This is a genomic window from Anaerovibrio sp., assembly GCF_051866355.1.
Classification (GTDB): domain Bacteria; phylum Bacillota; class Negativicutes; order Selenomonadales; family Selenomonadaceae; genus Anaerovibrio.
In genome coordinates this window covers 4,236-17,197 of record NZ_JBJDWZ010000063.1, presented here as the reverse complement: position 1 = coordinate 17,197, position 12,962 = coordinate 4,236, and the positions used below count along the sequence as shown (strand labels likewise).

Genomic DNA, 12,962 nt, shown 5'->3' with positions numbered 1-12,962 from the left:
TAGCTGGGCGGCGTCTGCCGGATGCTGGCCTGCATGTCGAAAATATCATCATCACAAATCAGGAGCAGGGCCGGTTTCAGCTTGCTGCCGTCAAAGCGGTAATCCAGTATGGTGAGGTTGGCGGTGGAAACGATACCCTTCTCATCCACGTCGGATTTGAAGTCAATATCGCAGTAGGCAGAAAGATTGTCGGCCCCGCGGTGGTCAAACATGTAGGTATAGCCATAGCCAAAGCCGCCGAACAGTATCAAAAGGACGCCAAAGAGGATTATGAGCTTATTTTTCATATAACCTTCCTTTCAGATTTTCAGGTTTTGACTGCAGATTTATTTCCCGTACATCTTGTTGAGAGCATTTTCCTTGAAAAGATTGCCCTGCTCAATGTAGCGGTGCACCATTTTTTCGGATTTGTGCCGGGTCTGCCGCATGATGGACAGGGTGTCCAGATCGTGCTGGGCGGCACTGGTGGCAAAGCCGCGGCGCAGGCTGTGGCCTGCAAAATCGTCAGGGTTCAGCCCCAGGCGCGCCATGTAATGCTTGACAATGGTGGCCACCGCCTTGTCGTTAAGCTGTGTTTCCCGGGGCTGGCGATTGCGCTTGAAGCCGCGGAACAGAGGGCCGGTGGTGAGGCCGGCGGCATCTATCCACGCCCTTACGGCCCTTACGGCGCACACATCCCTGTCCGGTGCGTAGGGAATGGCAATCTGACTGCCGCTTCCCATCTGGTCGCCCTTGGACTGGGGGATGAACACCACAAGCCCCTGGGTGGTGAAGGTCAAATTCTCAAGCTGTACGGCTACCAGCTCCGAGCGGCGGAATGCCCCGGCAAAGCCTAGAAACAGCAGGGCCCTGTCCCGGAGCGTCACCAGATCCGTTCCCGTCAGCATATCCGCCAGAAGGGGCAGGGTTTCCATGAGGATAGGTGACTTGCCGTGCTGGAAGGTGCCCTTTTCCCTGCGGATGGCCCGCATGGCGTTATGCACCATGACGTGCTTGGCAGGGTTGCTTTCCTGATAGCCGGCGGCGATGTGGTTTTCAGAAATGGCAGTCACCCGCCGGGAAACGGTATTTGCTTTGGCATGGTCAGCTAAATCATTGATATAGTTTACGATGTCTTCCGGCTTGCAGGGCAGGGGGCACAGCTCGTTTGCTTCGCACCAGTCTGTAAAGTCATTCCAGTCGGAAGAGTAGGATTTCAGGGTATTATCTGATTTTGCTTTTTTCATGCGCCTTTTGCTCTTGGCGGAGAGCAGGACATTCTGGTTGATGTCCTTATTGTCATAAAGCAGAAAATCATCGCGGATATTCATTTTATCACCTGCAATTCTGTAATGTGCAATTTCCTGGGCAATCCACAATGAACAAAGCGGCAATACATGCCCTGAAAGCAGTATTGCCGCTGAAACAGCACTGAATATCTTAAATCCTGAACCTGCGTACAGCTTCCTGCAGAAGATCCGCCTGTGCGCTGAGCTGTACGGAGGCTGCGGCAGATTCCTCGGCGGTGGAGGAGTTGTTCTGCACCACGTTGGATACCTGCAGTACGCCCTGATTCAGCATCTGCAGAGCCGAGCTCTGCTTCTGGGATGCGTCGGCAATACCTCCCACCAGGCCGGTGATGCGGTCGATGCTTTCCTGAATGCTCTTCAAAGCCTCGGCAGTGCCGCGGGCCAGCTCCGTACCGGCATTGACGGTGTCAATGGATTTTTCAATGATATCGGTGGTTTCCTTGGCCGCCTTGGCGGAGCGGGCCGCCAGATTGCGCACCTCTTCGGCAACAACGGCAAAGCCCTTGCCGTGCTGGCCTGCCCGGGCGGCCTCCACAGCGGCATTGAGGGCGAGAATATTGGTCTGGAAGGCAATTTCGTCAATTACCTTGATAATCTTGGCTATGTTGGCAGAGGACTCGTTGATGTCGGCCATGGCCTGCAGCATTTCCTCCATGCGCTTGTTGCCTGCCTGTGCCTTGGCATCTGCCTCCTTGGTCAGCTCGTTGGCGTGAGTGGCGTTTTCCGCGTTGCCGGTGGTCTGAGCCGTGATTTCAGCAATGGAAGCGGAGAGCTCCTCCACGGAGGAAGCCTGGGTGGAAGCGCCCTTGGCCAGCATGTTGCCGGCATCGGAGATGTTCTTGGAGCCGCTGGCCACCTGCTGGGCGGCAACGGCAATCTTGCCCATGACATCGTTCATCTGCCTTGCCATCCTGTTGAAGGCCGCAGCTGCATGGCCGATTTCATCATTGGAGCGCACATCAAGGTGTACGGTAAGGTCGCCGTCAGCCATCAGCTCCGTCTTTTCTTCCATTTCCTTCATAGGGCGGGCAAAGGAACCGGCCAGCAGCCTGGCAAATACCAGCACGCCGATGAGCAGTATGAGTACGACGACAGCTACCTGCATGATAGCGGTATAGAGCACGCTCATTACCTCGGCCCGGTCATTCTCCACAACCAGGCTCCAGCCCATGCTGCCAACTGGTGCGGAGGCGGCCAGGCAGTCCGTGCCGTCGCCATTTATGTATTCCATGGCGGTAGCCTTGCCGGATGCTGCAGACTGGACAGGCGTCATGGAAGCCCAGTTGGTGATGGTCTCAACGAATTTCTGCTCAGGGTGAATCATGACATTGCCCTTGGAATCGGTCAGGTAGATGACTTCCTTGCGGTCATTGAGCATGTTGGTGTTCTCGTTGAGCAGTGTCTGCAGGGTGTCCATGTTGAAGGTGGAGGCTATGGCACCGATGATGGTGCCATTCTCGTCCTTGACAGGCACGGCGGCGATGATCATCACCTTGCCGGTGGCCTTGGAGATGGTGGCATCGCTGAAGGCGTATGGCTTGCCCTGCTGGAGAACTGCCTTGATGTAGTCACGGTCGGCCACGTTCACGTAGTTGCCGGAATCCCTGGCAACCTGCTGGCCGGTTGTGTCACAGACAAACAGGCTGGACACGGTAGGCGAATCCTTTTTGGCCACCTGCAGAAGCCGTTCCATGCGATCCTTGTCCATGCTGCGGATGGCCTCTGTTTCGCTGAGAGCTTCCATGAAATTGGCCTGATTCATGAAGGTTTCAGCCATATCCCCTGCCTTCAGGCGGGACAAATAGATGTTGTGCTGGTCGATCTGCTCCATGCGCTCGCCGTACATGGTGTTCATGGACAGAGCAGTGACGATGACAACAGGAACCAGTGCCAGCAGCAAAAAACTGATGGTCAGCTTTTTGGTAAGATTGAAATTTGAAAAAAGCCTTTGTAACATAATCCTATCCCCTTGTGTATCATTAAGATAAATTTATACATAATTTTCCTCCTATAGTTTAACACATCTGTGGGAAATTTGACTAGGATTTTTGGGATTTCAAGAATAATTTGCGAAAATATGCAAACTGTAGTAGAATTGGTATGTCGCGTTTTAATAACGCGAGGATTTATATTTGCAGGTGATATGTGTTGGCAAACAAGATGTTTGATTTGATTAAAAGTGATCTGGCTGAGCTGGAGGTTGCCTTGCAGGAGGCTGTCAGCGCGCCGGAAAAGATTATTACGGAGATTGGCACCCATCTGGTGGCTTCGGGCGGCAAGCGCCTCAGACCGGCGATTTATTTCTTGGCGGCGCGCTGTGGGGAGAACTTTTCCCTGCAGGAAGCAATGCCTCTGGGAGTAGCGCTGGAAATGATGCACATGGCGTCACTGGTGCATGATGATGTGATTGACAGTGCAGACACCCGCCGCGGCTCTGCTACCGCCAACGCCAAATGGGGCAACCAGATTTCCATTCTGGCCGGCGACTATCTTTTTGCCAAGGCATTTGCCCTGGTGGCGGAGAACAACTACAGCAAGCGGGTGGACAGGCAGCTGGCGCGGCTGATTTGCGATTTAAGCTCCGGGGAGCTCATTCAGAACAAGGAAATTTATCACGCCTCCTGCGATGTGGAGGAGTATTTTGAGCGCATCGCCAAGAAGACTGCCAATTTTATTGCTATCGCCTGCCAGCTGGGCGGCGATGTGGCGAAGCTGCCGGAGAGCCAGGTTCAGGCACTATACGATTTCGGCTACAATGTGGGCATGGCCTTCCAGCTTACCGATGATCTGCTGGATCTGACCAGCGACGATAAGACACTGGGCAAGCCTGCCGGAAATGATATCCTGCAGGGGATTGTCACCCTGCCGGCCATCCGTGCGCTGGAGGTCAGTCCAGACAGGGATGAGCTTCGCCGTATCGTGACGGACAGGAACATGACGCCGGAGATGGTGCAGAGGGCGCTGGAGATTGTCCGCGCCAGTGACGGCATAGAGTTCACCCGCAAAAAGGTGGAGGAGTTTCTGCATGGCGCCATAGCCGTACTGCCGGAGGAAATGCCGGAGGAAATCCGGGAATCCTACCGCATGGTGGTCAGCTTTGTGGGCGGCCGTAAATTCTGATTCGTACTTTATAATTTTTATCAGCGGTGATAGTCCTTCCAAGGTGGGAGGACTATTTTTGTTATTGAGTTTTTTCCGTGTTAAAGTTATAATGAATAGGTATGCTGTTTTATTTTTTAGATAATAGGGGGAAAGAAAATAGATGGCGTTTAAAGATTTACGGGAATATATAGCAGAGCTGGAACGTCGCGGCCTGCTGAAAAGAATACAGGCAGAGGTTGACTGCGAGCTGGAGATTACGGAGATTACGGACAGGGTTTCCAAGCTGGAAGGGAACAAGAATGTTGCCCTGCTGTTTGAGAATGTCAAAGGCTATGACATGCCGGTGCTGATGAATGCCTTTGGCAGCATGGAGCGCATGGCTATCGCCTTCGGCGTGGAAAAGCTGGATGATGTGGCGGACGAGATGAGGGAAATCCTGAAGCTGCCGTATATTTCCCTGTCCCACAAGACGGATTTGCTGTCGATTATTCCTATGGCAAAGAAGGCCATTAATTTCCCTAAATATGTCAAGAAGGCACCTTGTCAGGAGGTCGTGATCAAGGATAATCCGTCCCTGGACAAGTTCCCGATTTTGAAGTGCTGGCCCCAGGACGGAGGCAGGTTCATTACCCTGCCGCTGGTTTTTACGAAGAATCCTAAAACCGGCAAGCGCAACGTGGGCATGTACCGCCTGCAGAAATACGATAGCTGTACCACCGGTATGCACTGGCACATTCACAAGAACGGTGCTGACAACTGCCGTGATACCAAGGCCATGGGCGGTCAGCGCATGGAGGTGGCTGTAGCCATCGGCACTGATCCGGTCGTAACCTACGCGGCTACGGCGCCCCTGCCCCGTGATATAGATGAAATGGTGTTTGCAGGCTTCCTGCGCCACAAGTCCGTGGAAATGGTCAAGTGCAAGACTGTTGATGTGGAGGTGCCTGCCGATGCGGAGATTATTCTGGAGGGCTATGTGGATGTGGATGAACGCCGCTGGGAAGGGCCTTTTGGGGACCATACCGGGTATTATTCGCTGGCGGATTATTATCCTGTTTTCCACATTACCTGCATTACCCACAGAAAGAATCCGATTTATGCGGCCACGATTGTAGGCAAGCCGCCGATGGAGGACTGCTTCCTGGCAAAGGCCACGGAGAGGCTGTTCCTGCCGCTTTTGCAGCAGGCCATTCCGGAGATTGTGGATATCAACATGCCGCTGGAGGGTGTGTTCCATGACTGCATTTTTGTTTCCATCAAGAAAACTTATCCGATGCAGGCCAAGAAGGTCATGAATGCCCTGTGGGGCATGGGGCAGATGATGTTCATCAAGATGATTATCGTGGTGGATGCCCATGTGGATGTGCAGAACGAGAAGGAAGTCTGGTGGCGTGTGTTCAACAACATCGATGCCAAGCGTGACCTGGTGATGATGGAGGGGCCGCTGGATGTGCTGGATCATTCCTCGCCGATGGCGAAGTGGGGTACCAAGGTGGGCATAGATGCTACCAAGACCTGGCCGGAGGAAGGGCATACCCGCGAATGGCCGGACGAGATTGTGATGGATGAGGCTGTCAAGGCCATGGTGGACAGGAAATGGGAGGCGCTGGGCCTTGACTAGATTGAACCGTGATGAGGACGAGGTTTTTGAGAAGATTGATGTGAACAATATGACGTTTTGGCAAAAAATAGATGCCCATCTCAGCAATATCGCTTTTTACCAGATTGTGTTTTCCCTGCCCTTTGCCTATATGGCTGTGCTTCTGGCAAACAAGCTGCACGGGCTGGCAGCTGACTGGTGGACGGTGCTGTGGGTGACTACGACTATTGTGGCGGCCCGCAGTGCGGCACTGGCACTGGACAACATGATTGACCTGAAGTATGACAAGGATCAGCCGAGATTTAATGAAAGGCCTATGGTTGCAGGGCTGATTACCCACAGGGATGTTTATCTCCTGCTGGCCATTTGCTTTGCTGTGCTGATTTTTTCCGTGCTGCAGCTGAATCCGGTCTGTATAAAGCTTTTGCCGGTGGCGGCTCTGCCCTTTGTCGTCTACCCTTATATGAAGCGGCTCACCTGCCTGTGCCACTATATCTGCGGCGTGGCGGTGGCCATGGCTCCTGCCGGTGCCTGGGTGGCTGTGACAGGAGAGGTGGAGTATGCCATGGTGGTGCTGTTTCTGGCAGTGGTGCTGTGGATTGGCGGCTTTGATGTGGTGTATGGCGCCCAGGATGAGGAGTTTGATAAGCGGCATGGGCTTCACTCCATGGCTACTCTTTTGGGGGCGAAAAAGGCCCTGCTTCTGGCAAAGCTTACCCATGTGGTGACCCTGGCGGTGTTCTTTTATCTGGGACAGCTTTTGGGACTGGGGGATTTTTACTATATAGGTGTGGGGATTGCAGGGGGAACCCTGTACTATCAGCACAGGATTATTGATGTAAGGGGCTTTCGGGCTTTTACACGCCGTTATTATGTACACAACGGCATCGTGTCAGTGGCGATTTTTATCTGTACGCTGCTGGATGTGCTTTTGTAATTTATATTTTTCTCCGTGGAAAGGAGCGTTTTTTGTATGACTGCAAGATTATTAGAGGGCAAGGTTTTTGCCGCGAAGCTGCGTGAGGAAGCGGGGCAGAAGGCCGCCGAGCTGAAGGAAAAGTATGGGATTACTCCGGGTTTGGCGGTTATTATCGTAGGCGAAAATCCTGCTTCTCAGGTATATGTCCGCAACAAGCATAAGGCATGCACGGAGCTTGGGTTTTATTCCGAGGGAGTTGAGATGCCTGAAACTACTACCCGTGAGGAACTGCTGGCGGAAATCGACCGGCTGAACAAGGACGAGAAGATTCACGGCATTCTGGTGCAGCTGCCGCTGCCGAAGGCCTTGCAGCCATACGAGTCAGAGGTGCTGGAGGCAATCAGCCCGCTGAAGGATGTGGACGGCTTCCATCCGGTGAATGTGGGCAGGCTGGTAACAGGCCAGAAGGCGCTGGTGCCGTGTACGCCTCATGGCTGTCTCCGGATGCTGGAGCTGGCCGGTATTCCTATCGAGGGTGCCAATGCGGTGGTCATCGGCAGGAGCAACATAGTGGGCAAGCCGATGCTGCATCTGCTGCTGGGCAAAAACGCTACGGTGACCATCTGCCATTCCAGAACAAAAAATCTCGCCGAGGTGACAAGGCAGGCTGATATTCTGGTGGCAGCCGTGGGCAGGCCGAATTTTGTCACTGCCGACATGGTAAAACCGGGTGCGGCCGTTATCGATGTGGGTATCAACCGTATCGCTCCGAAGAAGCTGGTGGGGGATGTGGACTTTGAGGCTGTCAAGGAGGTTGCTGGTGCCATTACGCCTGTGCCGGGCGGCGTGGGACTTCTGACTATCGCCATGCTGATGCAGAATACCGTGGAGGCGGCACGTCTGCAGCTGGAAGATTAATTTGCCGTACCGACACCGCCGGCGCCTGCTGATTCTGATCAGCCTGCCGGTGTTACCGGTGCTTCTTAATGCCTGCTGATGCTGATAATGGGCAGATGGCATTGTTTGGGGCAAGCCATACTGCTGTTATAAAATAAGATTTATGTTTAGTATATTTAGGGGGAATTGTATTTATGAAAACTGATGTTGAAATCGCCCAGGAAGCTCAGATGCAGCATATCCGCGAGATTGCTGCAAAACTCGACATTTGCGAGGACGATTTGGAAATGTACGGCAAGTACAAGGCCAAGATTTCCCTTGATGCCTGGAACAAGGTAAAGAATGACAAGGATGGTAAGCTGGTACTGGTAACCGCTATCAATCCGACGCCTGCCGGTGAGGGCAAGACTACTACCAGTGTCGGCCTGGCTGATGCACTGAACAAGCAGGGCAAAAAGGTGGCCGTGGCTCTCCGTGAGCCATCCCTGGGGCCATGCTTTGGATTGAAGGGCGGTGCCGCTGGCGGCGGCTATGCCCAGGTGGTGCCCATGGAGGACATCAACCTGCATTTTACCGGTGATTTCCACGCTATTACCACTGCCCACAACCTGCTGGCAGCAGTGATTGATAACCATATCCAGCAGGGCAACGCGCTGGATATTGATGTGCGCCGGGTGGCCTGGAAGCGTGTGCTGGATCTGAATGACCGCGCCCTCAGACATGTGGTTATCGGCATGGGTGGCAAGGCTCATGGCGTGCCGCGGGAAACCGGCTTTGACATTACCGTGGCCTCCGAGATGATGGCCATTCTCTGCCTGTCCTCTGACCTGGAGGATATGAAGAAGCGCCTGGGACAGATTGTGGTGGCCTATACCCGTGACGGCCGTGCCGTCCGCGCTGACGAGCTGAATGTGACAGGTGCCCTGACCCTGCTCTTTAAGGATGCCATCAAGCCAAATCTGGTGCAGACACTGGAAGGCACGCCTGCCCTTATCCACGGCGGCCCGTTTGCCAATATCGCCCACGGCTGTAACTCCGTCATGGCTACCAAGTTTGCCTTGAAGTTTGCTGACGTGGTGGTAACCGAGGCCGGCTTTGGTGCTGACCTGGGTGCGGAGAAGTTCCTGGACATCAAATGCCGCTTTGCCGGTATTCACCCTGATGCGGTGGTTATCGTGGCTACCGTCCGCGCTCTGAAGATGCACGGCGGTCTGCCGAAGACGGAGCTGGGCAAGGTTGATATGGAAGCATTGGAGAAGGGGCTTGCCAACCTGACCAAGCACATTGAGAATGTGCAGAAGTTCGGCCTGCCTGCTGTGGTGGCTATCAACGCCTTCCCGACGGATACCAAGGAAGAGCTGGACTTCGTGGAGGAAAAGTGTGTGGCTATGGGTGCTTCCGTGGCTCTGTCCGAGGTATGGGCAAAGGGCGGCGAAGGTGGCCTGGAGCTGGCTGACAAGGTTATGGAAGCCATGGAGAAGCCGAGCAATTTCCGCTTTATGTACGAGGTGGAGCAGTCCATTCCTGAGAAGATTGAGGCCGTTGCTAAAGAGATTTACGGTGCTGACGGCGTGGACTTCACCGGCCCTGCCAAAAAGCAGCTGGCTGAGATTGAGGCGCTGGGCCTCGACAAGATGCCTGTCTGCATGGCAAAGACCCAGTATTCCCTGTCGGATGATCCGACCAGGCTGGGGCGCCCGGAGGGCTTCCGCATCACTGTCAAAGAACTGCGGATTTCTGCCGGTGCCGGGTTTATCGTGGCACTGACAGGCGATATTCTCACCATGCCGGGTCTGCCGAAGAAACCGGCTGCTGAGAACATGGATATTGATGTGCAGGGCAAGATTACAGGCCTGTTCTAAAAATTTATTAGGGGATGTGATGTTTTAGTGGGGAGGATTTCGGTTGAGCTGGTTCCGCGCAGTCCTGAGGGACTGCGCGAGGATTTGCAGATGATAAAGGACAATATTCATGGGGTGGATTTAATCAATATTCCTGATTTGCTGCGGTTTGAAACCCGCAGCTGGCAGGGGGCGGCCATTGCCCAGGATTTTTATCCGGCGGTGATGCCCCATATCAGGGCCATTGACGTTGATTTGACACAGCCTCTTGCCATGCGGCCGGAGCTACGGCAGAGCGGCATTACGGAGGTGCTGGTCATCGAGGGGGATCCGCCGCAGGATATGAGCCATAAATTCTATCCTACTGTGACGACTGATGTTATCCAGAAATTTCATCAGGAAATGCCGGAGGTAAAGGTGTATGCCGGCATAGACCAGTACCGCGGCAGCATGCGTCAGGAGCTGTACCGCATCCAGCGCAAGCTGCAGGCAGGTGCGGTGGGATTTTTCACCCAGCCTTTCTTTGATATGCGGATGCTGGAAATGTATGCTGACATGATGCAGGGGCAAAACGTGTATTGGGGTATTACGCCGGTTACCTCTGAGCGTTCCAAGAGCTATTGGGAATTGAAGAACAATGTTATTTTCCCAAAGGATTTTGAGCCAACTCTGGAATGGAGCATTTACTTTGGCAGAAAGGTAAAGGGCTTCATCGAAACTACAGGCGACAATCTCTATCTTATGCCGATTAAGGGGAATTTGCAGGCATATCTGGAGGGGATTCTCGGCAACAAGCCGGAGTAGTTCAGCCGCCGCTTTTATGTAAAAGGAGAGTATGAAGATGTTCAAGATTTTGAAGAAGCAGGAGCTTTCGCCCGGAATTTTTCATTATGACATTGAGGCGCCGAGGGTGGCGAAAAAGGCGAGGGCAGGGCAGTTCATCGTGTTGCGCGTCAACGAAGAGGGGGAGCGCATTCCGCTGACCATTGCGGATTTTGACCGGGAGGCAGGCACCATTACCCTGATTTTTCAGGTAGTGGGAGCCTCTACCCAGCTTTTGGCAGGCAAGAATGAGGGGGAGTATATTCTTGATTTTGTCGGGCCTCTGGGTCAGCCTTCGGAAATCAGCGGCGATATGGGCACTATTGTCTGCATCGGCGGAGGCATCGGCGTGGCACCTGTTTATCCTATTGCCCGCGCCATGCACGAGGCAGGCAACAAGGTGATTTCCATTCTGGGAGCCAAGACCAAGGACATCCTGATTTTTGAGGATAAGATGCGCGCCATTTCCGACGAGGTGCTGATTGCCACCGATGACGGTTCCTATGGCGTAAAGGGCTTTGTTACCACCGCCCTGCAGCAGCTGGTGGACAGGGGCGAGAAAATCGACCAGGTTACTGCCATCGGCCCGGGCGTCATGATGCGCAGCGTGGCAGAGGCTACCCGCCCTCTTGGTATAAAGACCATTGTTTCCTTGAACCCTGTCATGGTTGACGGTACCGGCATGTGCGGCGGCTGCCGCGTGCAGGTGGGTGACGAAATGAAATTTGCCTGCGTGGACGGCCCTGAGTTTGACGGACATCTGGTTGATTTTGACAGCCTGATGGCCCGCAGCCGCATGTTCCGTCCGCAGGAAGCACAGGCAAAAGAGCATATCTGCAATATCGGGCTGGGGAGGTAAGGAAAATGGCATTAGTAATGGAAAAGCACAAGATGCCGGAGCAGGACCCTCAGGTTCGTGCCCGCAATTTTCAGGAGGTAGCCCTGGGCTATGATGAGGAAACAGCTGTGGCTGAGGCCAACCGCTGTCTTGGCTGCAAGGTGCCGAAGTGCCGTGAGGGCTGCCCGGTGCAGGTGGATATTCCTGCCTTTATCGGCAAAATCAAGGAGCGTGACTTTGACAAGGCCATCGAGATTGTCAAGGAGTCCAACTCCCTGCCTGCAGTCTGCGGACGCGTCTGCCCGCAGGAAAATCAGTGTGAGAAGCACTGCGTCATGGGCATCAAGGGTGAGCCGGTAGCTATCGGGCGTTTGGAGCGTTTTGTGGCTGACTATCAGCTGGCAAAGAATGAGGAAATCCAGCCAATCCAGTTTGCGGAGGATGCTCAGAGGGTGGCAGTGATTGGTGCTGGCCCTTCCGGCCTGTCCTGTGCCGGTGACCTGGCAAAGCTGGGCTATAAGGTGACGATTTTTGAGGCTCTGCATGTAGCTGGCGGCGTGCTGTCCTACGGCATCCCGGAGTTTCGCCTGCCGAAGGAAAAAATCGTGAAGCGCGAGGTGGAAAATCTCCAGAAGCTGGGGGTTACCATCGAGGTAAACGCCATTGCAGGACGCCTTTTCACTGTTGACGAGCTGCTGGGGGAGATGGGCTTTGATGCCGTGTATGTGGGTACAGGAGCCGGACTGCCGCATTTTATGCACATTCCGGGGGAAAACCTCAACGGCGTGTATTCTTCCAATGAATTCCTGACCCGCTGCAATCTGATGAAAGCCTACGATTTCCCGAACCATGCTACCCCGATTGCCATCGGCAAGAACGTGGCGGTAGTAGGTGGCGGCAACGTGGCTATGGATGCGGCACGTACCTCCCTGCGCCTGGGTGCTGAGAATGTGTACATCGTGTACCGTCGTTCCGAGGCGGAGCTGCCTGCCCGTGCCGAGGAAGTGCATCACGCCAAGGAAGAGGGGATTCAGTTCAAGCTGCTGAACAATCCTGTAGAAATCCTCGGTGATGAAAACGGCTGGGTAAAGGGGCTCAGGTGCATCCGCATGGAGCTGGGGGAGCCTGATGCTTCCGGGCGCCGCCGTCCTGTGGCTGTGGAAGGCTCTGAGTTTGAGCTGTCTGTGGATACCGTTATTATGGCTATCGGCAACGGCCCGAACCCTATTGTGGCTTCCACTACGCCGGGCATGGACACCAACAAGCGGGGCAATATTATTGCGGACGAGGAAACCTGTGCCACCACCAAGGAAGGCGTTTTTGCCGGTGGTGATATTGTCACCGGTGCGGCCACTGTTATACTGGCCATGGGAGCAGGCAAGAAGGCGGCTGCTGCCATTGACAAGTATCTCAAAGCGAAGAAATAGCAGTCGACACAGTTGTATATGCTATAGCGATATGATTTAGCATTTTGCAACGATTTTCTATCGAGTTGTACATTTATGGGCGCGGCCATGCAGGCCGTGCCTTTTTTATAATGTATGTGCGGAATGCCATTTATTGTGACGGCAAAAATTACATCGTTCCAATAGATAAAAATTGATGTTTTTGCCGATATTGTGATAAACTAATGAAAATGATAAAATGATTTGGT

The 12,962-nt window shown here is 53.8% G+C and carries 10 protein-coding genes and 1 pseudogene; 8 read left to right on the top strand and 3 right to left on the bottom strand.

All coding sequences use genetic code 11. The features are described 5' to 3' along the window. The 3 genes and pseudogenes from ACI3UA_RS03735 to ACI3UA_RS03725 form a co-directional block, all read right to left on the bottom strand. Positions 1–287: pseudogene (locus tag ACI3UA_RS03735) on the bottom strand (hypothetical protein); the annotation flags it as partial. Between the two features lie 39 nt (positions 288–326). After that, the gene (locus ACI3UA_RS03730) at positions 327–1,310 is read right to left on the bottom strand and encodes a site-specific integrase (protein WP_439723490.1); all 984 of its coding nucleotides are present in this window, start codon (positions 1,308–1,310) and stop codon (positions 327–329) included. A gap of 109 nt (positions 1,311–1,419) precedes the next feature. Further along, positions 1,420–3,246, bottom strand: a complete 1,827-nt coding sequence (locus tag ACI3UA_RS03725; protein ID WP_439723489.1) for a methyl-accepting chemotaxis protein — start codon at positions 3,244–3,246, stop codon at positions 1,420–1,422. 188 nt (positions 3,247–3,434) lie between these two features. On the opposite strand from ACI3UA_RS03725, the gene ACI3UA_RS03720 reads away from it, so the two are divergent. From ACI3UA_RS03720 to gltA, 8 genes are all read left to right on the top strand, one after another. Then, on the top strand, positions 3,435–4,409 hold the full coding sequence (locus ACI3UA_RS03720) for a polyprenyl synthetase family protein (RefSeq protein WP_439723488.1): 975 nt from the start codon (positions 3,435–3,437) through the stop codon (positions 4,407–4,409). A gap of 142 nt (positions 4,410–4,551) precedes the next feature. Beyond that, the gene (locus tag ACI3UA_RS03715) at positions 4,552–6,012 is read left to right on the top strand and encodes a menaquinone biosynthesis decarboxylase (protein ID WP_439723487.1); all 1,461 of its coding nucleotides are present in this window, start codon (positions 4,552–4,554) and stop codon (positions 6,010–6,012) included. Between the two features lie 49 nt (positions 6,013–6,061). Continuing rightward, on the top strand, positions 6,062–6,928 hold the full coding sequence (locus ACI3UA_RS03710; protein ID WP_439723491.1) for a 4-hydroxybenzoate octaprenyltransferase: 867 nt from the start codon (positions 6,062–6,064) through the stop codon (positions 6,926–6,928). A gap of 36 nt (positions 6,929–6,964) precedes the next feature. Then, on the top strand, positions 6,965–7,828 hold the full coding sequence (gene folD, locus ACI3UA_RS03705; protein ID WP_439723486.1) for a bifunctional methylenetetrahydrofolate dehydrogenase/methenyltetrahydrofolate cyclohydrolase FolD: 864 nt from the start codon (positions 6,965–6,967) through the stop codon (positions 7,826–7,828). 173 nt (positions 7,829–8,001) lie between these two features. After that, complete coding sequence (locus tag ACI3UA_RS03700; RefSeq protein ID WP_439723485.1) at positions 8,002–9,669, top strand: formate--tetrahydrofolate ligase; 1,668 nt, start codon at positions 8,002–8,004, stop codon at positions 9,667–9,669. A gap of 27 nt (positions 9,670–9,696) precedes the next feature. Beyond that, the gene (locus tag ACI3UA_RS03695) at positions 9,697–10,452 is read left to right on the top strand and encodes a methylenetetrahydrofolate reductase (RefSeq protein ID WP_439723484.1); all 756 of its coding nucleotides are present in this window, start codon (positions 9,697–9,699) and stop codon (positions 10,450–10,452) included. Positions 10,453–10,489: 37 nt separating this feature from the next. Next, positions 10,490–11,329, top strand: coding sequence for a sulfide/dihydroorotate dehydrogenase-like FAD/NAD-binding protein (locus ACI3UA_RS03690; protein WP_439723483.1), 840 nt, complete (start codon positions 10,490–10,492; stop codon positions 11,327–11,329). Positions 11,330–11,334: 5 nt separating this feature from the next. Further along, positions 11,335–12,735 (top strand): NADPH-dependent glutamate synthase, encoded by a 1,401-nt coding sequence (gene gltA / locus ACI3UA_RS03685; protein WP_439723482.1) that lies wholly within the window; start codon positions 11,335–11,337, stop codon positions 12,733–12,735. The last annotated feature ends 227 nt before the right edge of the window (positions 12,736–12,962 follow it).